Origin of the sequence: Pseudomonas rubra (genome assembly GCF_028656935.1) — a bacterium.
Taxonomy (GTDB): Bacteria; Pseudomonadota; Gammaproteobacteria; order Pseudomonadales; family Pseudomonadaceae; genus Aquipseudomonas; species Aquipseudomonas rubra.
Window position 1 is genome coordinate 79,392 of record NZ_JAMDGZ010000047.1, and the last position, 25,955, is coordinate 105,346.

26 protein-coding genes are annotated in these 25,955 nt (G+C 61.5%); 10 read left to right on the forward strand and 16 right to left on the reverse strand.

The window, feature by feature from the left end:
* Window positions 1-47: 47 nt before the first annotated feature.
* The 3 genes from M5G17_RS20095 to M5G17_RS20105 form a co-directional block, all read right to left on the reverse strand.
* A complete protein-coding gene (locus M5G17_RS20095) occupies window positions 48-365 on the reverse strand; it encodes a transcriptional regulator (protein ID WP_273894658.1) in 318 nt (105 codons plus the stop codon).
* Between the two features lie 93 nt (window positions 366-458).
* Window positions 459-890 (reverse strand): D-Ala-D-Ala carboxypeptidase family metallohydrolase, encoded by a 432-nt coding sequence (locus M5G17_RS20100; protein ID WP_273894659.1) that lies wholly within the window; start codon window positions 888-890, stop codon window positions 459-461.
* 92 nt (window positions 891-982) lie between these two features.
* Complete coding sequence (locus M5G17_RS20105) at window positions 983-1,219, reverse strand: glutaredoxin family protein (protein ID WP_273894660.1); 237 nt, start codon at window positions 1,217-1,219, stop codon at window positions 983-985.
* A gap of 177 nt (window positions 1,220-1,396) precedes the next feature.
* On the opposite strand from M5G17_RS20105, the gene M5G17_RS20110 reads away from it, so the two are divergent.
* Complete coding sequence (locus M5G17_RS20110; protein ID WP_273894661.1) at window positions 1,397-3,355, forward strand: monovalent cation:proton antiporter family protein; 1,959 nt, start codon at window positions 1,397-1,399, stop codon at window positions 3,353-3,355.
* Between the two features lie 5 nt (window positions 3,356-3,360).
* Here the strand turns inward: M5G17_RS20110 and M5G17_RS20115 are convergent, their stop codons facing one another.
* Complete coding sequence (locus M5G17_RS20115) at window positions 3,361-4,569, reverse strand: ammonium transporter (protein WP_273894662.1); 1,209 nt, start codon at window positions 4,567-4,569, stop codon at window positions 3,361-3,363.
* A 301-nt stretch (window positions 4,570-4,870) separates the two neighbouring features.
* Here M5G17_RS20115 and M5G17_RS20120 point away from each other — a divergent pair, with 301 nt between their 5' ends.
* The 6 genes from M5G17_RS20120 to M5G17_RS20145 all read left to right on the forward strand — a co-directional run bounded on the left by M5G17_RS20120 (window position 4,871) and on the right by M5G17_RS20145 (window position 11,910).
* Entirely contained in the window at window positions 4,871-5,185 is a 315-nt protein-coding gene (locus M5G17_RS20120) for an ElaB/YgaM/YqjD family protein (RefSeq protein WP_273894663.1), read from the forward strand.
* A gap of 9 nt (window positions 5,186-5,194) precedes the next feature.
* Entirely contained in the window at window positions 5,195-5,572 is a 378-nt protein-coding gene (locus M5G17_RS20125) for a phage holin family protein (protein WP_273894664.1), read from the forward strand.
* Window positions 5,569-5,901 (forward strand): hypothetical protein, encoded by a 333-nt coding sequence (locus tag M5G17_RS20130; RefSeq protein ID WP_273894665.1) that lies wholly within the window; start codon window positions 5,569-5,571, stop codon window positions 5,899-5,901. The genes M5G17_RS20125 and M5G17_RS20130 overlap by 4 nt, the downstream gene beginning before the upstream one ends.
* Window positions 5,902-6,000: 99 nt before the next feature.
* The gene (locus M5G17_RS20135; RefSeq protein WP_273894666.1) at window positions 6,001-7,332 is read left to right on the forward strand and encodes a deoxyguanosinetriphosphate triphosphohydrolase; all 1,332 of its coding nucleotides are present in this window, start codon (window positions 6,001-6,003) and stop codon (window positions 7,330-7,332) included.
* 289 nt (window positions 7,333-7,621) lie between these two features.
* On the forward strand, window positions 7,622-8,248 hold the full coding sequence (locus M5G17_RS20140; RefSeq protein WP_273894667.1) for a response regulator transcription factor: 627 nt from the start codon (window positions 7,622-7,624) through the stop codon (window positions 8,246-8,248).
* Window positions 8,249-8,256: 8 nt separating this feature from the next.
* Window positions 8,257-11,910 carry a transporter substrate-binding domain-containing protein gene (locus M5G17_RS20145; RefSeq protein WP_273894668.1) on the forward strand — a complete coding sequence of 1,218 codons (3,654 nt, stop codon included), beginning with the start codon at window positions 8,257-8,259 and terminating at the stop codon, window positions 11,908-11,910.
* Between the two features lie 60 nt (window positions 11,911-11,970).
* Here the strand turns inward: M5G17_RS20145 and M5G17_RS20150 are convergent, their stop codons facing one another.
* Window positions 11,971-12,315, reverse strand: coding sequence for a YggL family protein (locus tag M5G17_RS20150; RefSeq protein ID WP_273894669.1), 345 nt, complete (start codon window positions 12,313-12,315; stop codon window positions 11,971-11,973).
* Window positions 12,316-12,529: 214 nt separating this feature from the next.
* On the opposite strand from M5G17_RS20150, the gene dacB reads away from it, so the two are divergent.
* Window positions 12,530-13,993, forward strand: a complete 1,464-nt coding sequence (dacB, locus tag M5G17_RS20155) for a D-alanyl-D-alanine carboxypeptidase/D-alanyl-D-alanine endopeptidase (RefSeq protein WP_273894670.1) — start codon at window positions 12,530-12,532, stop codon at window positions 13,991-13,993.
* 7 nt (window positions 13,994-14,000) lie between these two features.
* On the opposite strand, the gene M5G17_RS20160 is transcribed toward dacB, so the two are convergent.
* A complete protein-coding gene (locus tag M5G17_RS20160; protein ID WP_273894671.1) occupies window positions 14,001-16,391 on the reverse strand; it encodes a sensor domain-containing diguanylate cyclase in 2,391 nt (796 codons plus the stop codon).
* 102 nt (window positions 16,392-16,493) lie between these two features.
* Window positions 16,494-18,692: a bifunctional 23S rRNA (guanine(2069)-N(7))-methyltransferase RlmK/23S rRNA (guanine(2445)-N(2))-methyltransferase RlmL gene (rlmKL, locus tag M5G17_RS20165; protein ID WP_273894672.1), complete on the reverse strand. Its 2,199-nt coding sequence runs from the start codon at window positions 18,690-18,692 to the stop codon at window positions 16,494-16,496.
* Between the two features lie 540 nt (window positions 18,693-19,232).
* Here rlmKL and rmf point away from each other — a divergent pair.
* Window positions 19,233-19,448, forward strand: coding sequence for a ribosome modulation factor (gene rmf / locus M5G17_RS20170; RefSeq protein ID WP_010223328.1), 216 nt, complete (start codon window positions 19,233-19,235; stop codon window positions 19,446-19,448).
* A gap of 95 nt (window positions 19,449-19,543) precedes the next feature.
* Here the strand turns inward: rmf and M5G17_RS20175 are convergent, their stop codons facing one another.
* Together M5G17_RS20175 and M5G17_RS20180 are read right to left on the reverse strand one after the other, a co-directional pair.
* The gene (locus M5G17_RS20175) at window positions 19,544-20,566 is read right to left on the reverse strand and encodes a quinone-dependent dihydroorotate dehydrogenase (protein ID WP_273894736.1); all 1,023 of its coding nucleotides are present in this window, start codon (window positions 20,564-20,566) and stop codon (window positions 19,544-19,546) included.
* Window positions 20,567-20,610: 44 nt separating this feature from the next.
* Window positions 20,611-21,507 carry a hypothetical protein gene (locus M5G17_RS20180; RefSeq protein WP_273894673.1) on the reverse strand — a complete coding sequence of 299 codons (897 nt, stop codon included), beginning with the start codon at window positions 21,505-21,507 and terminating at the stop codon, window positions 20,611-20,613.
* A 39-nt stretch (window positions 21,508-21,546) separates the two neighbouring features.
* Between M5G17_RS20180 and M5G17_RS20185 the strand changes: the two genes are divergently transcribed.
* Window positions 21,547-21,765, forward strand: a complete 219-nt coding sequence (locus M5G17_RS20185) for a hypothetical protein (protein ID WP_273894674.1) — start codon at window positions 21,547-21,549, stop codon at window positions 21,763-21,765.
* A gap of 108 nt (window positions 21,766-21,873) precedes the next feature.
* Here the strand turns inward: M5G17_RS20185 and M5G17_RS20190 are convergent, their stop codons facing one another.
* From M5G17_RS20190 to M5G17_RS20220, 7 genes are read right to left on the reverse strand one after another with little or no spacing between them, the layout of a single operon-like run.
* Window positions 21,874-22,281 (reverse strand): hypothetical protein, encoded by a 408-nt coding sequence (locus M5G17_RS20190; RefSeq protein ID WP_273894675.1) that lies wholly within the window; start codon window positions 22,279-22,281, stop codon window positions 21,874-21,876.
* A complete protein-coding gene (locus M5G17_RS20195) occupies window positions 22,271-22,951 on the reverse strand; it encodes a hypothetical protein (protein ID WP_273894676.1) in 681 nt (226 codons plus the stop codon). The genes M5G17_RS20190 and M5G17_RS20195 overlap by 11 nt, the downstream gene beginning before the upstream one ends.
* Window positions 22,929-23,492 carry a hypothetical protein gene (locus M5G17_RS20200; protein WP_273894677.1) on the reverse strand — a complete coding sequence of 188 codons (564 nt, stop codon included), beginning with the start codon at window positions 23,490-23,492 and terminating at the stop codon, window positions 22,929-22,931. Before M5G17_RS20200 ends, M5G17_RS20195 begins: the two co-directional genes overlap by 23 nt.
* A complete protein-coding gene (locus M5G17_RS20205; RefSeq protein WP_273894678.1) occupies window positions 23,476-24,186 on the reverse strand; it encodes an EscJ/YscJ/HrcJ family type III secretion inner membrane ring protein in 711 nt (236 codons plus the stop codon). The genes M5G17_RS20200 and M5G17_RS20205 overlap by 17 nt, the downstream gene beginning before the upstream one ends.
* Window positions 24,183-24,488: a type III secretion system inner rod subunit SctI gene (gene sctI, locus M5G17_RS20210; RefSeq protein WP_273894679.1), complete on the reverse strand. Its 306-nt coding sequence runs from the start codon at window positions 24,486-24,488 to the stop codon at window positions 24,183-24,185. The genes M5G17_RS20205 and sctI overlap by 4 nt, the downstream gene beginning before the upstream one ends.
* 39 nt (window positions 24,489-24,527) lie before the next feature.
* Window positions 24,528-24,788, reverse strand: coding sequence for a type III secretion system needle filament subunit SctF (sctF, locus tag M5G17_RS20215; protein WP_273894680.1), 261 nt, complete (start codon window positions 24,786-24,788; stop codon window positions 24,528-24,530).
* A 2-nt stretch (window positions 24,789-24,790) separates the two neighbouring features.
* A complete protein-coding gene (locus M5G17_RS20220; RefSeq protein ID WP_273894681.1) occupies window positions 24,791-25,936 on the reverse strand; it encodes a PrgH/EprH family type III secretion apparatus protein in 1,146 nt (381 codons plus the stop codon).
* Window positions 25,937-25,955 lie beyond the last annotated feature (19 nt).

Below are 25,955 nucleotides of genomic sequence, written 5' to 3' on the forward strand. Positions count from 1 at the left end.
AACACTCGAGACAGATTGACCGGCCATTATCGCCCATGCCCGCTCGCTCAGCCAGCTTCGGCAGCGGCAGCGGCAGCCTCGATGAACTCCTTAAGCCAACGCAGCACCTCGACTGCTTCCCAGCGGCCGGGATCATAGAGGGCGTACAACAACCCTTGATACCCAACCACATCCAGCGCCCGGTGGTAACCGGCGCGCTGGAACAAGGCTTCGATCTCGGCGAAACAGGTATTGAAGTGCACTTTGTTGAACGGCGTCTTGCCTTCGAGCACCAGGCCGTCAAGGCGCAACTCGAGCACCGCTTCACTCACGGCCTCGACAGCCATGCGATTGACGGAGTATTTCAGTTGTTCGACATTGACCATTGATCCGGACCCTCGACGCAAGCGTCATTCCCTATACTGTATTTATATACAGCATATTCAGAGATGTCACCTGCGTCAATCAGACCGTCACTGTCAGATCAGGCCCGACAGATAGCCACTGCCACGGCGAATGGTCAGCACCTGACGACGCGGTGTCTCGGCACTCAGGCCAAAATGCACCCATTGGTCGAATTCCAGAATCAGTTGATCGAACATCAGCCCACTGTCGACCACCTGCCTGGCCAACTCGCGAGGTGACAGCCCGACCGCAATGATGTCCGCCGCCAGGCCCTGGGTATGAACACTGCTGGTCGAGCCACCCACCGCCTTGTTCAGCGCTTGCGAGCGGTAGCCACTGCTGACCAGGATCGGCCGACCGACCAGGCGGCGAATGTCTTCGAGCCCGGCACTGAGCCGTTGCAGGTTGCTGATGATCTGTTCACTGGGAGTATTGTCGATACCGCGGCGGGCGGCGGTTTCCGAGACCGTCATCTCGGCAAGGGTAAAATGCGGGGAAAGCAGCATGGGACCATTCCTTGGCGTTTGGATTCAGCCGTATTGTCCTTGCACTGCTTAATCCATGCACGACAGGAAGTTGCTCCTTGCGCGCAAAAGCGTTACCTCAGAAAGGTGACCACCTGTTCGGCGTCAAACGGCCAGTGCAGCTCGGCCGCAGTATCGCAACGACGCAACACCGGGATGAGTAAGCCATAGGCATCGACCATCCCCTCGTGCTCGGCGATATCGACCAGCTCGACCAGCAGGCCATGCTCAACAAAGGGCATCAGCAGTGCCTCGGCCACTTCACACAGGTGACAACCCAGGGTGCCGAACAATTGGCATTCAGGAAGCATTTATGGGTACCAGCATCTGTAGGAACGGATCATTATTCTAGGTCTGCATTCGGAGCCAGTCGAGCGCGCCGCACAAGCCTGCAAACAGCACTCAAGTACTGATGCACATCAACGGCTAAATAGTGCAAGTCGTTCAGACTTAATGGTTTTTTCGCTGTTTTCGCAAGGGAGTGTTTTGTGTTTGCCAACCTGTTGATCATCCTCGCCTCATCGCTGGTCGTTATCGCCTTTTTCCGGCGACTGAAATTGCCACCGGTACTGGGCTACCTGTGCGTTGGCCTGTTCGTAGGGCCAACCGCCCTGGACTGGGTCAATGAAAGCGAGGAACTGCCAGACCTGGCGGAAATGGGTGTGGTCTTTCTGCTGTTTTCCCTGGGCCTTGAATTTTCCCTGTCGAAGATGCTCGCCCTGCGCAAGGTAGTGTTCGGGCTGGGCAGCCTGCAGGTCATCTGCACAAGCCTGCTCCTCGCCGGGCTCCTGAGCTTGCTCGGCATGCCCGCCAACGCTGCCCTGCTGCTTGGTGCGGGTCTGGCGCTATCATCCACGGCAATCGTCAGCAAGGAGCTGACCAGCCTTGGCGAGATTTTCAGCAGCCACGGCCAGAATGCCATTGGCGTGCTGCTGTTCCAGGACGTGGTGGCGGTACTGTTGCTGACCCTGGTACCGGTGTTTGCCGGGCAAAGCGGCCAGGCCTGGTACTGGGCCCTGCCGCTGACCCTGGGCAAGACCGTGATCCTGTTCGTCGGCCTGCTGCTGGCCAGCCGCTGGTTGCTGCCGCGCCTGTTCCATGAAGTGGCCAGCTCGCATTCGGCGGAGCTGTTCGTGCTGCTGGCCTTGGTCATCGTCTTGTTGACTGCCTGGCTGACCCACCTGCTGGGCCTGTCCCCGGCGCTGGGCGCCTTCCTCGCCGGCATGCTGCTGGGCGAAAGCAATTACCGCCATCAGATCGAAGCCGATATCCGTCCGTTCCGGGACATTTTGCTGGGGCTGTTTTTCGTCAGTATCGGCATGCTCATCGACCTGCAGCTGTTTGCCAGCCATGGCCTGGAGATCCTCGGCCTGACCCTGGCGCTGCTGCTGGTCAAAGGCTGCGTGGTCGCCGCCCTGGTACGGGTGCGTGGCAGCGACGCCGAAACCGCCTGGCGCAGCGGCCTGGCCCTGGCCCAGGGCGGCGAATTCTGTTTCGCCCTGATGGCCCAGATGCAACAGACCCAACTGCTGCCTGAAGAGCTGGGGCATTTGCTGCTGGCCGCCACCTTCTGCTCGATGCTGGTCACACCTTTGATGCTACGTGCGGCCCCGGCCATCGCCGCACGCCTGCACCGCAAGCCCAACCAGGAGGTTCATCTGGAGGAGATCGAAGCACAAAGCGCCTCGATGCATGGCCACGTACTGATCTGCGGCTACGGCCGGGTGGGGCAGTCGATCGGACGTTTCCTGCGCCGGGAAAACATTCCGTTCATTGCCCTGGATGACGACCCGGTGCGGGTTCAGGAAGCCGCTGCGGGAGAAAGCTGCGTGCACTACGGTGACTCACGCCGGGGCGAGCTACTCACTGCCATCGGCCTTGAACGGGCGCGGCTACTGGTGATTGCCGTGGACAAGACCGACATCGCCCTGAGCGTTCTGCAAGCGGCGCGCGAACGCCACGCCCAGGTACAGATCCTGGTGCGCACCCGCGACGACAGCCAGCGCGACGAACTGCGTGCCGCAGGTGCCACGGCAGTGGTCCCTGAGTTGCTGGAGTCAAGCCTGATGCTGGCCTCCCACGCCCTGGTCATGCTCGGCCTGCCGCAAGAGCAGGTGCAGCAGCGCGTCGACGAAGTGCGCAAGAGCCGCTATCGCCTGCTGCATGCCTTCTACCATGGCGCCCAGACCAGCCCGGTCGACAGCGAGGGACTGCCCAAGGCGATGATGCATGCGGTCAACCTTGGCGCCGAGGCCTACGCCTGCGGCCGCCCGGTGAACGAACTGGGTCTGGAGCAACTGGGCGTTGAACTGCAGGCGGTCCAGCGCCAGGGCCAGGAACTGAGCCTCGACTCTGGCACCTGCCTGCATGCCGGTGATGCGGTGCTGGTCAGCGGTCCGCTGAGCGCTCTGGAAGCCTGCGAAGCGCGCTTGCTCGCCGGACGCTGAACCCGTCAGTCCTGACTGGTGGCGCCGATCTTGTGAATCGACAGGTCGGCGCCGTAATACTCCTGCTCCTGGCTCAGGCGCAAGCCGTGCAGCAGCTTGATGCTGCCGTACACGGCAAAACCACCGAGCAAGGCCACCAGCACGCCGGCCAGGCTGCCGATCAGTTGGCTGATCAGACTCACCCCGCCCAGCCCGCCCAAGGCACTCTGGCCGAAGATGCCACAGGCGATCCCGCCCCACACCCCGCACAAACCGTGCAGCGGCCATACCCCCAGGACATCGTCGATCTTCCAGGTGCTCTGCGCTGCGATAAAACACCAGACAAACAACGCCCCGGCAATCGCCCCGGTGACCAACGCACCCACCGGGTGCATCAGGTCGGACCCCGCACACACTGCCACCAGCCCGGCCAGCGGGCCGTTGTGCAGAAAGCCCGGGTCATTGCGCCCGACCAGCAAGGCGGCAACGGTGCCGCCGACCATGGCCATCAGCGAGTTGACCGCCACCAGGCCACTGACCCCTTGCAGGGTTTGCGCACTCATGACGTTAAAGCCGAACCAGCCGACAATCAGAATCCATGAGCCCAGGGCCAGAAACGGAATGTTCGACGGCGCAAAGGCCACCAGCTTGCCGTCGCGGTAACGGCCATTGCGCGGCCCCAGCAGCAAGACCGCCGCCAGCGCCAGCCAGCCGCCCATGGCATGCACCACAACCGAGCCGGCAAAGTCATGGAAGCCTGCGCCAAAGCGCGCCGCCAGCCAGGCCTGCAGGCCAAAATTGCCGTTCCAGACAATGCCTTCGAAGAACGGATAGACAAAGGCCACGATCAGCACCGTGGCGCACAGTTGCGGAGCAAAGCGCGCCCGCTCGGCGATCCCGCCGGAGATGATCGCCGGAATCGCCGCAGCAAAGGTCAGCAGAAAAAAGAACTTCACCAGGCTGTAGCCATGCTCCTGGCTCAGCACCTGGGCCGGCTGCAGAAAACTGACGCCGTAGGAAATCCAGTAACCGATGAAGAAGTACGCCAGGGTCGAGACAGCGAAATCGCTGAGAATCTTCGACAGGGCATTGACCTGGTTCTTGTGCCGCACAGTGCCCACTTCAAGGAAGGCAAAACCGGCATGCATGGCCAGGACCATCACCGCACCGAGCAGAATGAACAGCGTATTGGAACCGTGGACCAGGGTGTCCACTGCGCTTTGCAAATTTTCCATGGAAAGGGCAGGCCTGCAAAAAGCACCAAGACAGTTCAAAAACACTCCTGCATGCACCAGCCTGGATCGTTGTTACGGCCACCTCCCTGGCCAATCCGGGTGGTACAGGAGTTTTTCCTTGGGTTTGTCGTGGATTGGGTTAAGGTTTACAGGTCCCGGCATCTGCTTGCGCCCGTAATCGGCGCAGGCACCGGGCCTGGCGCACCATGGCGAAGCAAAAGCTGTACCAGCGAAATTGCACTTGAACCTTCGCCCGCGCCCACGACTCGAAATAGCCATACACACCGTTAGGGAGAGCCCCATGGCCAGCAAATCGGCAAAGACTGCTCAAGACATACTGATGGCTGACTTCCAGGCCCTGGTACGCGATACCGAAAAGCTGCTGGAGCACACTGCGACCCTGGCTGGCGATCAAGCCGATGACCTGCGCGAGCAGATCCACGACAGCCTGCTGCGCGCCCGGAAAACCTTGCAACTGACCCAGGACTCGGTACGCGAGCGCGGCGAGGCGGCCCTGGCGGCCACCGAGGAGTACGTGCAAAGCAACCCCTGGCAGTCGATCGGCATTGCTGCGGGTGTCGGCTTCCTGATTGGCCTCTTGGCCAGCCGCCGCTGAGGAGCGCGCATGGAAAGTGAACCACTTGCCGGCGCCGGCCCCTCCAGCAAACGTCTTGGCGCCGCGGTGCTGGGCTTGCTCCACGGCCACGTCGAACTGTTCGGCATCGAACTGCAGGAACAAAAAGCCCGCACCCTGAGCCTGCTGCTGTTCGCAGGCCTGGCGTTGGTGTTTGCCCTGTTGTTGCTGACCGCCCTCTCCGGCCTGATGCTGGTCATGCTCTGGGACAGCTACCGCCTGGCCGGCATCATTGGCCTGTGCGTGTTCTACGCGATTGCGGCACTGTTCTGCGGCCTGCGCCTGAAGGCGGCGGTGTTCGATGAGTCATCGCCGTTCAGCTCAACCCTCGAAGAACTTGCCAAAGACCGGGAGCGCCTGCTGCCATGAGCCTGCCAGAACTACCGCACACCACCGATCGCCGGGAACTGCGCAAAGCCCTGGTCCGCTTGCGTCTGGAGATGCACCGCCAGGAGATCCGCCATGAATCCGGGCAACTGCTCAACCCCCTGACCCGCTTGCGCGCCGTGGGCGACTCGCTGCAAGGCGGCCTGGGCATTAAACACGCGCCGCTGTGGGGCATTGGTGCCGTGGTGCTGCTCGGGTTTCTCACTGGCAAAGGCGCGCGTAGCGGTAGCGTCAGCCGCCTGGTACGCCTGGGAACCAGCTTGATTCCTTTGTTGAAGCTGGCCATGCAAGGGGCTGCTAGCAAGCGTTGAGCTGGCCTTGTTGTGGGAGCGGGCTGCAAGAACACACTTGCAGCCCCCGACCCAAAGCACGAAGCTAACCCCCTGCCCCCCCACACCGGAGAAATGGCCTTGGATTGGCACACCCTGCTCACCCGCGAACGCCTCGGTAAACCCCTGCACAGCCCCGAAGAGCTCGGCCGTACCCCGTTCCACAAAGACCACGACCGGATCATCTTTTCCGGCGCTTTCCGCCGCCTGGGCCGCAAGACCCAGGTGCATCCGGTGTCAAGCAACGACCACATCCACACCCGCCTGACCCATTCCCTGGAAGTCAGCTGCGTCGGTCGCTCGCTGGGCATGCGCGTCGGCGAAACCCTGCGTGCCAGCCTGCCGCAATGGTGCGATCCCAGCGACCTGGGCATGGTCGTACAATCTGCGTGCCTGGCTCACGACATCGGCAATCCACCCTTTGGCCACTCCGGCGAAGACGCCATCCGCCACTGGTTCCAACAGGCCGCCGGGCGCGGCTGGCTGGATGCAATGAGCGAAACCGAACGCGCCGATTTTCTCAATTTCGAAGGCAACGCCCAGGGTTTTCGTGTCCTTACCCAGCTTGAATATCACCAGTTCGACGGCGGCACCCGGCTGACCTACGCAACCCTTGGCACCTACCTGAAATATCCCTGGACGGCACGTCACGCTGACGCCCTGGGCTACAAGAAGCACAAGTTCGGCTGCTACCAAAGCGAGCTGCCGCTGCTTGAACAGATCGCCCACAAGCTGGGCCTACCGCAACTTGAAGAGCAGCGCTGGGCACGTCACCCGCTGGTGTATCTGATGGAGGCTGCCGATGACATCTGCTATGGCCTGATCGATCTGGAAGACGGCCTGGAGATGGACCTGCTCGACTACGCCGAAGTCGAGTCACTGCTACTGAGCCTGGTGGGTGACGATCTACCGGAAACCTACCGCCAGCTTGGCCCCGACGACTCGCGTCGGCGCAAGCTGGCCATCCTGCGCGGCAAGGCCATAGAGCACCTGACCAACGCCGCCGCGCGCGCTTTCGTCGAGCAACAGGACGCACTGCTCGCAGGCACCCTCTGTGGTGATCTGGTCGAGCACATGCATGGCCCGGCCAAACGTTGCGTGCTGCAGGCCAAGGACATTGCCCGGAAAAAAATCTTCCAGGACAAACGCAAGACCCTGCATGAGATTGGCGCCTATACCACCCTGGAAATCCTCCTCAATTCGTTCTGCGGTGCTGCTCTGGAACAACATGGCGGGCGTACGCCATCGTTCAAGAGTCGAAGAATTCTCGATTTGCTGGGCAAAAATGCACCGAGCCCTGACGCCTCCCTGCACGCTTCGTTCCTGCGCATGATCGATTTCATCGCCGGAATGACAGACAGTTACGCCAGCGAAATGGCCCGTGAGATGACCGGCCGCTCCAGCCCGACTTGATGTTCTCTGCCGCGCACTGACCGTCAGTCGAGCAGTGCGTGTGCAGCCGAGACAAGCAGGAAACTACCTACACTTCAAAGCAAAGTATAAACAGACCTACACATTCGAAACATAAGCTTACCGCCACCCTATTGACACCAACCACTTCACAGAACCAACTGTAATCCTATACTTCAAATAAAGTAGGACTTTTCCTATATATCCACTAATCACCCGTTAGTTCATGCCCGACCTGTTCCATCTGCGTTAAGGTGCCCTTACTCCCTCTGGCACCTTATGGAAATTCAACATGTATTCTGTATTCATCGTCGACGATCATCCGGTCATCCGCCTGGCGGTGCGCATGCTTCTGGAGAATGAAGGCTATCGAGTGGTGGGAGAATCGGACAACGGGGTAGATGCCATGCAAATGGTCCGCGAATGCCTGCCGGACCTGATCATCCTCGACATCAGTATCCCCCGACTGGACGGTCTGGAAGTCCTCTCGCGCTTTCACACGATGGGCATCCCGTTGAAAATCCTGATACTGACCGCGCAATCACCAGCGCTCTTCGCCATTCGCTGCATGCATTCGGGTGCTGCCGGCTATGTCTGCAAGCAAGAAGACCTCAGTGAACTACTCAGTGCTATAAAAGCAGTTCTTTCCGGTTACAACTACTTCCCCAGCCAAGCGATCAACCCGGTACGCAAACACGAAGATCCAGCCTCGGAACTGGACCTGTTCAAACAGGTCAACGATCGCGAGTTGATGGTCCTGCAATTGTTTGCCCAAGGTAGAAGTAACAAGGAAATAGCCCAAGGCATGTTTCTCAGCAACAAGACCGTCAGCACCTATAAAAAAAGGCTGATGCAAAAACTTCAGGCCAGCTCACTGGTCGAACTGATTGAAATGGCCAAGCGCAATGCACTGGTTTGAGGCCATTAATGCTTAGGCGCAGCCTTGCCCTCCTGCTCTGCGGCCTGCTGGCCTGTTTGAGCATGGCCCCGCAGGCGCACGAAGTCGCCTCCACGCCTTTTACCTTGTTCAGCCGCGCCGGCCCGATTGCCATGCAACTGTCCTTGAGCCCAGCCCAGCGCCTGTGGATCAAAGGCAAAGGCGAACTGGTCCTGGGCACTTCGGCACCGGATTACCCGCCCTTCGACATGACCGCCAGTGGCCGTGACTACGAAGGCCTGACCGCCGACTTCGCCGGCCTGATCGGTTCGGCCCTGGGCTTGCCGATCCGAGTGCAACGCTTCGCCACCCGCCAGGAGGCGGTCAGGGCACTGGCACAAGGCCAGATCGACCTGCTCGGCAGCACCAACGGCTTCGAGGCGGTCACCCCGGGCATCGCCCTGTCATTACCCTACGCCGTTGATCAACCAGTAATGGTGACCCGTGAAAACGAAACGCGGCCCCTGGATACCGGCCTGGCCGGCCTGCGCCTGAGCATGGTCTACCACTACCTGCCGATGGAGGAAGTGCTGGCCAACTACCCTGACGCCACCATCCAGTCCTACCCCTCATACCAGAACGCGCTGAATGCGGTGGCCTTCGACCAGGCCGATGTCTTTCTCGGCGATACCATCTCCACCCACTACCTGATCAATCAGGGCCATCTGCAGAACGTCAAGATGGCCAACTTCGGTAAACATGAACCCGTTGGTTTCAGCTTTGCTGTGCAACGCAGCAACCAGCTCCTGCTGGAACTGATCAACGCCACCCTCGAAACGGTGTCCAGCAGCACCCGAGAAAGCATTTTCAAGCGTTGGAGCGCCGGCAGCGACGTGTTGCTGACCGACCGCAAGCTGCAACTGTCGCAACGTGAAGAACGCTGGCTGAGCGGCCACCCGGTGGTGCGGGTGGTGGTCAATGAAACCGCCGCGCCACTGACCTTCTTCGACAACGCCGGAAACTTTCGCGGAATTGCCGCCGACCTGCTGGAACTGATTCGCCTGCGTACCGGACTGCGCTTCGAAGTGCAGCGCGCCAGTGGTATCAGCGACATGATCGATCGCCTTAACCATGACCAGGCCGACGTCATCGCGGCGATTTCACCCAGCCCCCGCCGGGCAGGAACCCTGGCGATCAGCCGGCCTTACCTGGAAAATTCCTACGTGCTGTTGACGCGCAAGGGCAGCGACCAACCCGACTCACTGGAGCACATGGCTGGCCGACGCTTGGCACTGACCCGCGATAGTCCCTTGTACGATGACTTGCGCCAACGCTTCCCCGGCATCCAATTGGTCGAAACCGAGAGTACCTTCTATTCCACCTCGCTACTGGCTAACGGCCATGTCGATGCGGCGATTACCGCATTGATCAATGCCAACTTCAGCCTGGCGTCCCAACGCGAGCTGGTCATTCGCTCATCGGTCGGTGCCGAACCCGCCACCTTTGCCATGGCGACGGCACGAGGCGCTCAGGAGTTGGGTTCCATCCTCGACAAGGCATTGCTGAGCATCGCTCCGGAGGAGCTCGGTATCATCAACAGCCGCTGGCGTGGCTACAGCACCGAAACCGATGCCTACTGGCAAAAGTACCAGCGTCTGATCCTTCAGGTGGTGCTGGGCACCAGCCTGTTGCTGTTGCTGTCACTGGCCTGGAATGCCTGGATGCGCCGCCAGATCAAGCAGCGCGAGGCCGCCGAACGCGCCCTCAACGACCAGCTCGAGTTCATGCGCGCTTTGCTCAACGGCACGCCCCACCCGATGTACGTTCGCGATCGCGCGGGGTTGCTGCAGAGCTGCAATGTCAGCTATCTGGAAGCGGTGGAAGCACGGCTTGAAGATGTCCTGGGCAAAAGCATCCGGGACAGCACCCTGGGCGACAGCTGCTATGCCAGTCAGATCCAGGCCGACTACCAGAGGGTCCTGCGCGAAGGGGTCCCACTGATCGTTGACCGGCCTTTACTGCTCAAGGAGCGTGAGCTGACCATCTACCACTGGATCCTGCCTTACCGCGACTCCCTCGGCGAAGTCCAGGGCATCATCGGCGGCTGGATCGACATCAGCGAGCGCCGCCAGTTGATCCAGGACCTGCGCCTGGCCAAGCAGCGGGCCGACGATGCCAATCGCGCCAAGAGCGTGTTCCTGGCGACCATCAGCCACGAGATCCGTACGCCGATGAACGCCATCATCGGCATGCTTGAGCTCACCCTCAAACGCGCGGACCAGGGGCATATCGATCGGCCGGCAATCGAGGTGGCCTACAACTCAGCAAAAGAACTGCTGACCTTGATCGGCGATATCCTCGACATGGCGCGCATTGAGTCCGGGCACATGACCCTGGCGCCGGAATCTGTCAACCTGGCCGAGCTGGTTGAATCGGTCGGTCGCGTGTTCGACGGTGTGGCCCGGCAGAAGGACCTGCGCCTGAACCTGGAAATCCCCGCGCAAGCGCGTTGTGAGGTGTTGCTCGACCCCCTGCGCTTCAAGCAGATTCTGTCAAACCTGGTCAGCAACGGGATCAAGTTCACCGAGCAGGGCCAGGTGACCGTACACCTGGCCCTGGAGCCTGGGCCCGCGGCCGGCCAACCGACCTTGCTGGTCACGGTACAGGACAGTGGCATCGGCATTCATGCGCAGGACCAGCAACGTCTATTCCTGCCCTTCGCCCAAGCCAACCCGGACAGCAACCTGGCCCGCAGCGGCACCGGGCTGGGCCTGGCCATCAGCCGTGATCTGTGCCAGGCCATGGGTGGCACGCTGAGTTTGCACAGTGTGTTCGGCCAAGGCACCCGGGTATCCATCAACATGCCCCTGACCCTGCTCGCCGATACACCCAAACCGGCCCCCGCGCCCCCAGCTCCCGATACACTGCTGCCGGCACTGCACGTACTGGTGATAGATGACCATCCGGCCAACCTGCTGCTGATCGCCCAGCAGCTGGATTTCCTCGGGCTTGAGCACACCAGCGCCGACAACGGCCTCAGTGGTCTGAGCATTTGGCGTCAAGGCCGTTTCGACGTGGTGATTGTCGACTGCAACATGCCGCAGATGAATGGCTATCAATTTACCCAGGCCATGCGAGACCACGAGCAGGCATACCAGTGGTTACCCTGCACTGTTCTCGGCTACACCGCCAACGCCCAGCCGGAAGTACGCGAACGTTGCCGACAGGTCGGAATGGATGATTGCCTGCTAAAGCCCATCAGTCTCAATGCCCTGGGCCTGCGCCTGGCCAAGGCCCCGCTGCTGGCGTCACGCCAGACAGTGCCCATGTCCATACCGTTCGACCTGCAGGGGCTGGAGCCGTTAGTGGGCAGCAATGCCAGCGATTTGCGTCAGTTGCTCGAAGAACTGCGACGCAGCTTCCAGCGCGATGCGGCGAAGCTTGCAGCCATCGACCCTAGTCAGGATGCGTTGCAACTGATGAACCTGGCCCACAGGATTCTGGGGCCGGCACGCATCATTCAGGCCGACGAGCTGATCCAGGCCTGTGAACGCCTGGAAGCCGACTGCAAGGATGCGCGCGCGCTCACGGTGCTCGGGCGGCGCCAACGACAAGTGCTGAGCGTCATGCAGGCGCTCGAATGCGCACTACAGGCACACCTGCAGCAATCTGCGCAACAGCGGCGCTCCATCGACAATGCCTGAACAGGCATCCAGGCCCAGAAACGAAAACGGCGGCCACTGGGGCCGCCGTTTTCAGCTGGATCAGGAAGCCGGGTTGACCGGTTTTTCCGGATACCAGGCGTCCAGCAGCGGGCTGACTTCAACTTTGGTCAGTTCGCTACGGCCCTTGAGCCAGGCTTCAACAGCAGCGCGCTGCTCTTCGGTGACCGAGCCACGATCTGCCTTGCAGACCAGACCGAAGTCTTCGCCGCCAACGTAGTCCAGACCATTGGCATCCATGGCGTCTTCCAGGAATGCATCGAGGAAGGCGTCAATGGCTTCGTCGGACAGGTCTTCCTTGAACTCCAGGTTCAGCTCAAAACCCAGCTCCTGGAATTCATCCACGCAGAGTTTTTTGCGCAGACGGCGGGAACGGTTAGTGGCCATGAAACAATCCTCTTGAGTAATAACGCGCGGCACTTTACCAGTTTCGCCGCGCCCTTGTCGGACTAAAAGCCGATAAGCTGTTGTTTGATCCTGTATTCACAGGCCCATGAGCTTTCGGCTTGGGGCATAATGCGCGCTATATATTTCCGTGTCGGGGCCTTCACCTTTTTTCGCTCCGTTTTTTTCACCCCTCGCTCGCAGGGTTTTATTGCACATGATCAGATCTCTTCGCCCTCTGCTACTTGCCGGCTTGCTGATGCCCCTGGCGCTTTCCAGCCACGCCGCCGCGGTCAACACCACGCTTTCGCCAAAAGTGCAGCAGGCCCTGAAAACCAACAAGCTGCAAGACTCGGCCCTGTCACTGGTCATGCTGCCGCTTAACGGCCCGGGCACCCCGACCGTTTTCAATGCCGACGTTTCGGTCAACCCGGCCTCGACCATGAAGCTGGTCACCACCTACGCCGCCCTGGAAATGCTTGGCCCCACCCATCAGTGGAAAACCGAGTTCTACAGCGACGGCCCGCTGCGCAATGGCGTGCTGCAGGGCAACCTGTACCTCAAGGGCGGTGGCGACCCGAAGCTGAACATGGAAAAACTCTGGCTGCTGATGCGCGATTTGCGCGCCAATGGCGTGCAGACCATCAGCGGCGACCTGGTGCTCGATCGCAGCCACTTCATCCAGCCGCAACTGCCACAGTTCAACGATGACGGAGGCGATGAAAACAAGCCGTTCCTGGTCAAGCCCGATTCACTGCTGATCAACCTCAAGGCCCTGCGCTTTGTCGCCCGCAACGACGGTGGCAAGGTGCTGGTATCGGTCGAGCCACCCATTGCCAACATCCGCATCGACAACCAGGTCAAGGCGGTCAATTCCAAGCAGTGCAGTGGCGACGTGCGCTACAACCCGGTGGTCCAGGCCGATGGCGTCAGCGTCGTGGTCAGCGGCCAGTTGGGCGACGGCTGCAACTCACAGACCTACCTGTCGCTGCTCGACCACCCGACCTACGCCGCCGGTGCCGTGCGGGCGATCTGGAACGAGCTGGGTGGCAGCATCCAGGGCCAGGACCGGGTCGACAACGTACCCAAGAGCGCCCGCCTGCTGGCCCGCGCCTTCTCGCCAGACTTGGTGGAGATCATCCGCGATATCAACAAGTACAGTAACAACACCATGGCCCAGCAGTTGTTCCTGAGCCTGGGCGCGCAGTTCCGTACCGACGCCGACGGCGACGACGCTCGCGCCGCGCAGCGTGTGGTACGCCAGTGGCTGGCGAAAAAAGGCATCACCGCACCGCACCTGATCATGGAAAACGGCTCGGGCCTGTCCCGCGCCGAACGGGTCAGCACCCGGGAAATGGCCGCCTTGCTGCAAGCAGCCTGGAACAGCCCGTATGCTGCCGAATTCATCAGCTCGATGCCGCTGGTGGGTATGGACGGCACCATGCGCAAACGCCTCAAGCGCACGGCCATGACCGGTGAAGCGCATATCAAGACCGGTACCCTGAACACCGTACGGGCGATTGCCGGCTTCAGCCGCGACAGCAACGGCAACACCTGGGCAGTGGCGGCGATCCTCAACGACCCGAAACCCTGGGGTGCCTCGGCCGTGCTCGATCAGGTCCTGCTCGACCTGTACCGCCAGCCGAAGCTGGTCAACAGCACCGCCGCCGTTCAGCCCTGAGCCTGGCTCAGGGCAGTTCGCTCTCGACCCGGTCGCGGCCCGCCTGCTTGGCCGCGTAAACCCCCGAGTCGGCACGCAGCAGCAAAGCATCGGCGCCCTCCCCCGGGCGCCAGCCGGCCACACCAAAGCTCGCTGTGACGATACCAACGCCGTCAACCGGGACACTGCGCAGGCCCTGCCATAGTTCCATGGCCAGGGTGTAGGCCTGCTCACTGTTACTGCCCGGGCACAGCACCATGAACTCCTCACCGCCCAGGCGGCAGAACACATCGGTACGGCGCAGGCGGTGATTGATGCGCTGGCACAGGCTGCGCAGCACATGGTCGCCGACGGCGTGACCATGCAGGTCATTGATGTGTTTGAAGTGGTCGATGTCCATCATGATCACGGCCAGGTCCTGACTGTCCCGCTGGGCCCGCTCCAACTCTGCTTTCAGGCGTTCCTGGAAATAGCGGCGATTGTGGATACCGGTCAGCGCATCGGTCACCGACAACGCCCGCAGCTCCTCCTCAACCCGTTTCAGATCGGAAATATCCGTAAGATAGCCATGCCACAAGGTACCGCCCTGTTCGGCCGGCTCCGGCGTCGCCTCGCCGCGAATCCAGCGCAACCCGGCTATTGGCAGCATGACCCGGTACTCCTCGCGCCAGGGCGTCAGGTGATCGGCGGAAAAGCGAATCGAGGTGCGCACCCGCGCCAGATCATCCGGGTGAATACGCTCGAATACCGCAGTAGCATCCTCACGCAGGCGCTGTGGGTCAATCTCGTAGATATCGCGCAGGCCTTCACTGGCATAGCTGAAGCAGGACCTGCCGTCGGGGTCGAGGTAGAACTGGTAGATACCGCCAGGCACCTCGGCGCTGAGTTTCTCCAGCAAGCGATCACGGGCGGCCAGGGCTTCATGCACGCGCTTGCGTTCGGTGACATCGATACAGATGGCCAGATGACCGACCCACAGCCCATGCTCGTCGAGCACCGCAGTGACCAGCATGTTGGCCAGCAGATGGCTGCCATCCTTGCGCAACAGGGTCCACTCGCCCGGTTCGCTTTCGCCTTCCTGAACCGTCTCGGCAAACATCGCCTGGGCCGGGCTGACCTCGCGGCCGTAGCGCAGGCTCAAGGCCCGCGCTCGGGCCTGCAGTTCTTGCGGTGAAACCAGGTCTTCCAGGGTCAGCTGGCCGATGACTTGAGCGCTGTGATAACCGAGCATGCGTTCGGCACCGGCATTGAAGGTGCTGATCACCCCGCGCAAGCTGGTGGCGATGATCGCCACCTGCGTGGCGGCATCAAGGACACTGCGCAACTGGCTGTGAGTATCGCGCAGCGACTGCTCGCTGACGCGCAACTCGGCGGTACGTTGCTCGACCAGTGTCAGCGCACGCTGGCGCTGACCGAACAGGCTGAACAACAAGGCGCTGAGCAACAGGCTGAGCAATCCACCGAGCAGCACCACGGCATTGACCGCCGCAGAACGATTGGCCTCCATGAAAGCCAGGCTGGGGCGGATCTCCAACTGATAATCATGATCGGCCAGGCGCAACAGGTGGCTGGCAATCAGGTCGGTGTCAGCGCCCTGGTTGCCGGACTGGAACAGCACCTCGTGCTGGCCTTGCCCGGACAGATCGGTAATGCGCACCACCAGGTTGTCTCGGCCAGGGCTGGGCAGCCCTTCGGCCATCAGTTGTTGCAGGCTGATCACCGCCAGCACGTAGCCCTCTGGCGCGGCGTTGCTGCCTGGGGCAAATACCGGTGCGACCATGAACACGCCGCGGGTGAAGGCCGGGTCAACGCTGGCCAGGTTCAACGGCGCGGAAACGGCCATGCTACCAGGCTCCCGGGCACGCTCAAGGGCAGCCTGGCGCAAGGGTTGCGACAGCAGGTCAAGGCCCAGTGGTTGAGCCTGCTGGCCCAGGGCCTGGGTATAGAGCAATGGGTAATACAACGCGCGCCGTGCCGCAACCTGCAAGCTGCCCGCGTCGTTCAATTCCTGGATGACAAAAGGTTTGCCGAGGGTTTGCGTAGCGCTTTGCTCGAACCGCTCGCGCGCATCCCCCGCCACCCGCGGCGCCCAGGCATAGACCTGGGTACGGTAAAGCAAGGGTTTGGCGTAGCCATTGAACTCGGCCAGCGTGACCTGGGTGGAAAACACAAAGAAGCGGCGCAACCCATCCAGGCGCTGCACCTGATCCTCGAAGCGTTCTTCGATACGGCTGTAACGCTCACTGGCCAGCAGCTCGAAGCGTTGCCGCAGTTGCCGGTGGTACAGGTCATGGGTCGCCAGTGCCAGCAACGCCGTCAACAGACCGCCGGCGACAAACGCCACGCCGGCCACCAGCCAGGCGGACACTTCCTCGCTGACAAAGCCGAGCATCTTCGGACGAGCGGCGTGCATTGACATAGAAAGCACTCAAAACGCCAGCGTCCAGCAGATCGCGGGCTCTGATTGAGTTATAGCCATTAGCCATTAACGAAGCAATCATCGCCCGCGACAATCGCTCGATCAGCGCGCCTGAATTTTCCAGGCCCGGTGAATCTTGCTGTTACGGGCAAAGTCCGGGTCCAGGCTCTGGGCACTGATCTCTTCCACCGCATAACGCTGAGCCAGGTTCTCATCGAGCTGGAACTTGCGGAAGTTGTTCGAGAAGTACAGCACACCACCCGGCGCCAAGCGCGCCACGGCCAGGTCGAGCAACTCGACATGATCGCGCTGCACGTCAAACACTCCTTCCATGCGTTTGGAGTTGGAGAAGGTCGGCGGGTCGATGAAGATCAGCTCATACTCGTCGCGGCAGGCTTGCAGCCAGGCCATGACATCGCCCTGTTCCAGGCGGTTCTTGTCCGAGAAACCATTGAGCGACAGGTTGCGCCGGGCCCAGTCCAGGTAGGTCTTGGACAAATCGACGCTGGTGGTGCTGCGCGCGCCGCCCTTGGCCGCATGCACACTGGCGGTGGCGGTGTAGCAGAACAGATTGAGAAAACGCTTGCCGGCGGCCTCGTGCTGAATGCGCATGCGCATCGGACGGTGGTCGAGGAACAGTCCGGTATCCAGATAATCGGTGAGGTTGACCAGCAATTTGACGCCGCCTTCCTGCACTTCCAGGAACTGGCCCTGGGTACTCTGGCGCTCGTACTGGCGGGTGCCGCTCTGGCGCTCGCGACGCTTGACCACGACGCGGCTCTGGTCAATACCCAGGGCCTGGGGAATCGCCGCCAGGGCGTCGAACAGGCGTGCCTGGGCCTTTTCCGGATCGATAGAGCGTGGTGCGGCGTATTCCTGCACGTGCACCCAGTCCTGGTACAGGTCGATGGCCAGGGCGTACTCAGGCATATCGGCATCGTACAAGCGGTAGCAACTGACGTTTTCGCGCTTGGCCCACTTGCCCAGTTGCTTGAGGTTCTTCTGCAAGCGGTTGGCGAACATCTGCCCGCCTTCGCTCAGGCGTGCCGGCTCACTGGCCACTGCCGCCGGCGAACGCGGCTCGGCGGTTTCACCGTTGCGCTCCGGCTGGCGGCGCTCGCCGGTGACGAACTGATCCGGCTGAACCTTGATCAGCAACAACTTGCACGGCAAGGCACCATTCCAGAAGGCGTATTGCTTGTGGCTACGGATGCCCATGCGCTTGCCCAGGTCAGGCGCGCCGGTGAACACCGCCGCCTCCCAGTTCAGGCAGGCCTGGCGCAGGCGCTCGCCGAGATTCTGGTAGAGGTACAACAGGCTCGCTTCATCGCCAAGGCGCTCACCATAGGGCGGGTTGCAGATAACCAGGCCTTTCTGGTTCTGGTCCGGGCGCGGCTCGAAGCTGCCGACTTCGCCCTGGTAGATTTTCACCCAGTCGCTCAGGCCTGCTCGTTCGACGTTGTTGCGACCCGGTTGGATCAACCGCGGGTCGGCTTCATAACCACGAATCCACAACGGCGGGCGGGCCAGGCCAGCCGCAGCACGGGCCAGCGCCTCGTCATGCAGCTTGCGCCAGAGTGCCGGCACGTGGCCCAGCCAGGCGCTGAAACCCCAACGCTCGCGGCGCAGGTTAGGCGCAATATCGGCAGCGATCATCGCCGCTTCAACCAGGAAGGTACCCACGCCGCACATCGGGTCGGCCAGGGCGCCACCTTCGGCGGCAATACGCGGCCAGCCGGCACGGATCAGCACGGCGGCGGCAAGGTTTTCCTTCAGTGGCGCAGCGCCTTGCTGCAGGCGGTAACCGCGCTGATGCAGGCTGTGGCCGGACAGGTCCAGGGACAGGATCGCTTCACCACGCTCCAGGCGCAGGTGCACACGCAGGTCCGGGTTGAGCTTGTCCACCGAGGGGCGCTCGCCGCTGCTGGTGCGCAGCTTGTCGACGATCGCGTCCTTGACCTTCAGGGCACCGAAGTGGGTGTTGTCGATGCCCGAGCCGTGACCGCTGAACTCCACCGCCAGCGAACCACTGGCCTCCAGGTGATCCTGCCACTCGACTTCATTGATGCCGTCGTACAGGTCGTCGGCGTTTTTCATGTTGAAGCGCTTGAGCACCTGCAGTACGCGGTTGCCCAGACGCGACCACAGGCACAGCCGATAGGCGGTTTCCATGTCGGCCGTGCCGCGAATCGCCGAAGTGTGCTCGCGCACATCTTCAAGGCCGAGCCCGCGGGCTTCTTCGGCAAGCAAGCCTTCAAGGCCTTTGGGGCAGGTGAGGTAAAGTTCGAAACGGTCCGACATGGGGTATCCAGAGCTTTGAGCAATAAAGTGGAAAGGCAAGCGCATCGCCCTTCCGATGTTTAATCGAACGCCTTTCCACAGCGTTCGAATGGCGCTTTTGTCAGCGCCGGGCCACCCGCCAATCTGACTTTTGCCATGGGCTGAGAGTCTTTGATTGCCGGGCAGAATGAAAAATTCAGGCGAAAAACCGGGAAAAATGACCCTTCGTCGTTTTGCCTTCGTTGTTACAAATTATCACATAGCGATGGCCCGATGATTTCGCTTCGGGTCAAACCCTGATCATAGCGGGCTTTGCGTCAGATCCTAATCAGACGCATTTATTTACTTATCCTTTGACCCTATGAAAGGTTACGTCCTTATGACAAAACGATCATTCACACTGTGTCTTGCATTGGTTAGAACTGGTTTTAGGTTGTCACCGCAACGGGGCAACATTTTCCGCTCGCGACGCCGGCAGCGAGCGTAAACCGGCAGAACGATTCTGCCCGACCTTCTAGAGGTCGACGGGACATTACAGTCAACAAGTGAGGGCAACACCCTATGAGAAGACTTAAGCGTGATCCGTTGGAACGAGCATTTTCACGTGGCTACCAATATGGGGTCACCGGCAAATCCCGCGAGCTTTGCCCTTTTACTCTACCGTCTGTACGCCAGGCATGGATCAATGGCTGGCGCGAAGGACGCGGCGACAACTGGGACGGTATGACCGGCACTGCGGGTATCCATAGACTCAACGAACTTCACGCCGTTGGCTGAACGAGGAACTGAATCCGATTACCATGCGCGCCCCATCCGGGCGGCGGGCTGAGGCCCAGGGGCCCCTTGAGGGGGCCCTTTTTTATGCCTGCCGTTTAACGAGGCAGGGCGGCGATGGCGTCCACGGCTTCGCGGATCAGGGCCGGTCCCTTGTAGATGAACCCCGAGTAGATCTGGACCAGGCTGGCACCGGCTGCGATCTTCTGCGCGGCATGCTTGCCCTCGGTAATCCCGCCTGCGGCGATGATCGGCAACTTGCCGCCCAGCTCAGCGGCCAGCACCTTGACGATATGGGTGCTCTTTTCCAGCACTGGCGCACCCGACAAACCGCCCGCCTCGTCACCATGCTGCAAGCCTTCGACACCTTCGCGGCCAAGGGTGGTGTTGGTGGCGATCACCGCATCCATGCCCGATTCGAGCAGGGCCGCGGCCACCAGGGCGGTTTCTTCATCGCTCATGTCCGGGGCGATCTTGATCGCCAGAGGCACATGTTTGCCATGCTCGCTCACCAGTTGTGAACGGCGTTCGGCCAGGGCGTCGAGCAGTTGTTTGAGCGAGTCACCGAACTGCAGGCTGCGCAAGCCCGGCGTGTTCGGCGAGCTGACATTGACGGTGATGTAGCTGGCCTGGTCGTAGACCTTGTCGAGGCAGATCAGGTAATCGTCCACCGCACGCTCCACCGGAGTGTCGAAGTTCTTGCCGATGTTGATACCCAGAATGCCGCGGTACTTGGCTGCACGCACTCGGGTCAGCAAGTTGTCAACGCCCAGGTTGTTGAAACCCATGCGGTTGATGATCGCCTCGGCCTCAGGCAGGCGGAACAGCCGCGGCTTGGGGTTGCCCGGCTGCGCACGCGGGGTCACGGTGCCGATCTCGACATAGCCGAAACCCAGCTGGGCAAAGCCGTCGATGGCCGCGCCGTTCTTGTCCAGACCCGCCGCCAGCCCGACCGGGTTGGCAAAGTTCAGGCCCATGACGGTCACCGGCAAGGAGGCCGGCGCCTTGGTCAGCAAGCCGTTCAGGCCCAGGCGGCCACCGGCGCCGATCAGGTCCAGGGACAGGTCATGGGAAGTCTCCGGGGAGAGCTTGAACAGCAGCTGGCGGGCCAGGGTATACATGGGCGGCATGAACTCGGGTAGCGGCGATGGGGCGGCGATTATAGCTAACTGATCACCACTTCGGCGAGTAAGGCATGGCTTTGATAGAACGGCGTAAGGATGTAACTGGCCAACAGTGCTCCGGCGCCATTGGCCAGCCAGAAGTTCTGATTGTCACTGAGCCCCATGGCGCCGATATGCTGGGCGGTGGCCACCCCGGTGGAGATGATGGCAAAAGCGGTCATGCGGGGAATGCCGGTGTTTTCCAAGCGGGTGACAATCTGTTGCCAGCTGGGTACCTGCAATTCGTGTTGCAAGCGGAAGCTCTGCTCGTCACCCGCCTCGTCCCCACCCTGCAGCCAGGCTGAAAGCTCTTCGTTCAACGCAGGCTCGATGCTTTCAATCAAACCATTGATCAAGGCCCCCACCAATCCCGAATCGGTCCACAGGGCCGCCGCGCCTGCGGCAAACTGCATGGCACCGTAGGCGACGCTATCGATCAGGTTGACCGGCAGGCTCAGGCCGGTGTTGCTGCCCAGTCCGTGAAACGGCTGTAGCAGATCACGACTGAGGCAGTACAAGGCCACTGCTGGCGCCGAACCACCCAGCCCGGCGAAGATGGTCGCCGGGCCGGTAGCAAGCGCAGCACCGAGAATCAGCGCCGAAACTGCGAGGAACGCGCCTTGGGAAGCCAGGTAGGCCGGAGTCGCAGTGCCGTTGTAAAGGTGGTGCCCGGCAGCGGCGAGGGTCAGTAGCAAGGGAAGCGCCGAGCAAGCGGCACCGGTGATGAGCGCAGCCGACCCTGACACGCCTTCGGCCACGGCGGCACTCAGCGCACTGCGGGCCATGGTCAGGGCACAGACCGATGGCAGGTTGAAGGCGGTGGACAGCAACACGTTGTTGACTGGGCGCGGCAGGTTGTCCAGGGTTTCACGCAGTTGCACTTGCAGGAGCTGAGTCAAGGCACCGATACGTTGCGGTACAGTCTCCAAAGACGGCGAATGGGCGAACTCACTATTCTGAGAAGCAATGCCGTCCTCAACAAAGGATTGCACCGCCTGGGCTTCCTGCGCAGAGAAGCCGATTTGCTGCTCAAAGATTTCAAGTGTCTGGATGATGTCGATGCAGACATCGTTCTGTTCTCGGCTCAAAGGCGTTTGCGAACCCTGAAAGTCGGCTGGATTAAAATCCTCTGGCATGTCGATAACGACATGCGCTGATAGCATCGACTGCTCGGAAGCCTCAGCTGGCACATAGCTGGCTGAACCGGCATTGCTGATTGAATCAACCATTAGAACTCCCTCTTTGTTGTTGGGAACAGCACACACTTACCACTCAACCTCTTCCCGACTGTCCTCATCCCACTGCGGATTCATCGCCTGCTGCAAAAACGCCTTCATCTGCAACTCGACGCCGAACACCCGCGTGTGCACACCGCGCATTTCCTGGTACAGCACATCCTCTTCAAGACCGTCAGCCTTGAGCTGTTGCAACACTTGCAAGACCACCGCCAGTTGCGCGGCCACGGTGCGATACGCCGGATCACTGCCCTGCTCCATGGGCCATCCGCGAATACACCGGTACAAGGCCTGCGCCCCCTGGCCGCCCATGGACAGCAATTGTTGATACAAACCGTCGAAGCGAGCCGGCGCCGGCCCCATGCGCGCTTCCAGGCTGTGCACGGTTTGCGCAACCGGCAACGCGTGTGGCGGGCTGCCGATGCCTTCACTGCGCATCGGGCGCCCTCAACCATTGCTGCAAGCTCGCGGCAAGGGTCGTCCTGGCACTTTCATCCAGTTGCAGGGCACTGCATGCCAGGCCGTTACAACGGGCCAATACCTGCTCGGCCAACTGCGCCTCGACCGCCGCTGGGTGAAACTCCAGCGCCAGCTCGCCCAGGTGCAGGCGGTAATGGCTCTGCTGGCGATACTCGACCTGCACCTCACCCGCCCAGGCCCGACGCAACGCGATCAGCAGGCGGGCGTCATCACGCTGGCTGTGAAGCGGCGCCAATAGCCGCAGGCAGGCTGCGCTCCTGGCGTGCGCCGCCGACCACTGCGCAAGGATCGCCTCGAGCCATTCCACCTGCCCCACTACTTCAGCCATCACTGCACGCGTAGCCTCGACCACCTCAACGCGCAATTGATCCGCCAGGCACTGGCTGTGCAGCAAGGCCTCGGCCAAGTCCTGCGCCGCCAGCAATACCCCTTGCCCATAGCCTTGGCGCCTGGCCGTCTGGCGTAGCACCTCGGCCTGTGCCTCGGCTTGCGCCAGGCACTGTTGCGCCCGCTGCCGAGCCTGCTGTTCGAGCTGCTGACAGCGCCGCGCCATGGCCCGCTCGGCCCGGCGTACGTGCACCGGGTCCAGGCCCGGCAAGTGGGGTTCACGACGCAGTAAATCGAGCATGTTGCAGGGCCATGAGCAAAAGTCCTTTGTCCGGTTGCGCCACCGCCAGTTCAGCCTGCAGGACAACCACTTGATAGGGAAACTGCAGGTATAGACGGGCCAACATTCCCGCTGGCACTTCGGTTTGCCAGGCCAGCAAGGCATTTAGCCCGAGCGTCTCCAGCCGCAAGGGCAAGGCAAGGTCCGGCAGCTCGTCCAACAGCGGACGCGGGCCCAGTGTGCAACTGGCAAAGGTGCGCAACGCTGGCGTCAAGCCGTCAGTGGTGGCGTCTCGGGCCAGCACAGGCCATAAGCGATAGGCGCCGAGCAACTGGGCGATGCGCGGCAACAACAACCAATGCTCCAGCCACAGCAGGGTCACATCATGGTTTGGCCAGGCTTGCGGCAACGCTGGCAGCTCAAGCCCCTGGACCAGTACTTCGTCGAGCACTCGCCTGACCTGCGGGCCATGGAATTCCGGCGGCAGGTCAAGGCGATCAGCGCTGAGCCAGTAGGTCGGATGCCGTGCAAGCCGTTCGGTCCATTCAAGGGGTGGCTGCATTACGCAACTCCCGCCGTTGGTAGCACAGCCATCCACCGCTGATGATCGCGGCGAAAGCCAACAGCAACAGCCATCGCCACATGCCGGCGCCCGACTGCAGAGCCTGCGGCGCGTGGTGCTGGATGGCTACACGCGGGGTCAGAATCACGGAAATGTGTTCATAATCGACACCGCTGAAACTGTTCTTGAGAAAACGTTTGAGGTCATCGATCAACGTCTGCGCCTCGCTGTCAGGCTCATGCACCACCAGCACCGACAGATGAACAGGTGCACTTGCCCGCCCGCCTTCACCTGCAGCCAGGTCATAGCTGACATGTACCCGCGCCGATACCACGCCGGCCAAGGCCGTCACCGACTGTTCCAGGCGTTGCTCGATGGCTGAATACAAGCGGGCCTTTTCGGCCCGTGGCGAGGCGACCAGGGCATCGGCAGGGAACATCTCGGCCACCTGCATTCGCGAGCGCGACGGCAAGCCATATTGGGTCAGCAGATCCACCGCTGCCGGGAAGTCCAGTTGCGCGACGAGCACGTTGTAGCCGCTCTTGCCGATGTCGACTTTTTGCACCGCGATATTGTTGCGCTGCAGCAACGCCACCACTTCATTGGCCTGTTGCTGGTCGAGCCCCTGCAATAACAGGGGCTGCCGGCAGCCGCTCAGTAGCAGGCAGAACATCACCCCAAGCCAGTACCTCATGACTGGCGCAACAAGGTTTCGACGGTGCCCACGGTTTTGCGCACCAGGGTGTTGAGCAGGTTGATATCGACGTTGTACTGGCCGGTTTGCTCCTGCAGCAGGGCAAGTGCTTGCGGGCTGGTGATATCGGGCCGCTGCAGCAACTGCTGAATCTGCGCGACCTGCGACTCGCTCGCCTGTGCCGACTCGGCGAATGACTGAATCAACCGATCCTGCAATGAAACCGGGACGCCCTGACCGCCAGGATCAAGGCTGTGGGCCAGGCGCGGCGTGGCGTAAGGGGCAATGAAATCAATAGCCATGGGCAAATGCTCCTGTGGGTGGGGCGAAGCGTCAGGTCATCAACGGGCGGCTTGAATGATCGCCATGTCGATATCCTTGAAGCCCTTGACCGTGTTGGTCTGCGCATTGCGAAACACCGTGTAGGAAGAGAACGCCGCTTGATAAGCCGCCAGCAAGGTCGGATCCGAGGCATCGCCTTGCAAGGCTTCCAGGGCTTTGTCCAAGGCCTCTTTCAGGCCCTGGGCGCCCTGCTCGAACGCATCGGCCTGACGCCCGAGAAAGTCATCGTGAAACTCGATTGGAGCTGAGATGCTGCGCATGGTTAACCACCTGTACGAGGGGAGTGAAATTGCCAGGACGCCGACGAGGTCTTGATGTAACCCTGCTCGCCTGCCTGCTGCGACAGGCCCTTGAGTCGGTCATCCTGAAGGACGATGGAAAAGTGCACAAAGCGCGTGCCCCATTGCTGTTCGAAGTTTTGAATGAAGCGCCGGGTCGCTTGCAACTGGCTGTCCTGCAGGTTGCCTTCGATGCGCAGGGCCACCGCGTTATGCTGGTCATGCCGCTGGAACGGCACCCCGATCTGCCGCAGGCCAGCGATGGCCTGGTCGACACTGGCGCTGTCGTCCTGCACGCGAATTTCCAGGTGCCCGGCATAAGGCGCCGCGCGTAGCAACTGCGCCTCGAGCTGCGCTTTGAGTGCAGGTTGGATCGGCGTACCGGCCAGTACCAGTACCGGCGCCCGGGGGTCTCGCAAATCCACCAGACGAATGGCCAGGCCAGGCTCCAGCGCCAGCAAATGTTGCTCCAGGCGCCGCTGTTCGTCGGCCGTCACGACAACAGCAACGCTGCCCAGTTGATGGCGCATCAGCACTTGCCTGTTCCAGCTGGCCTCACGTTGTGAATCGACCAGCACGTACATGCGCAGGTCGCGCCCTTGCAGGACCCGCGCCTGGGCACTGACCAGTGTCGAGATGCCGCGTTGCTGCGCCGATACGGTCCGGTCCGGCAACGACCAGACCGCTACCGAGACCGCCAGCAGGCACACGGCGGTCGCCAGGCTAAGCATACGTATCGAGACCAGGCCTCGTTTTCCACTGGGCGCCACCGGCGGTTGTCGCAGGTCCCAGGCTTGGGCGCTCGAACGAAACGCCAGCTGCAACCCGCCGATCTGGCGCTGCTGCTGCAACGGCCATTCCTGCCAGGGGGTTGGCGGTGTTTGCTGCGGCCGAATCTTGAGCGATTGCCCAAGCGGATCGCTGAGCAGGATCTCGAAGCTGCAACCGCCCTGCTCCAGCGCGATGAGTAGCGCCTGCCCTGTTACCAGGTCGGGCTCACTGGCTGCTGCCAACACCTGCGGCGCGCCAACCAGCACCCGAGTCAAACCCTGGGACAGGACAAACTCGGTGCCGGCCATTGGGCCGTTGAACACACGCATGACACAAGTTTCGGTCAGGGAAGCTGGCATACCCGCACTCTTGGAAAAG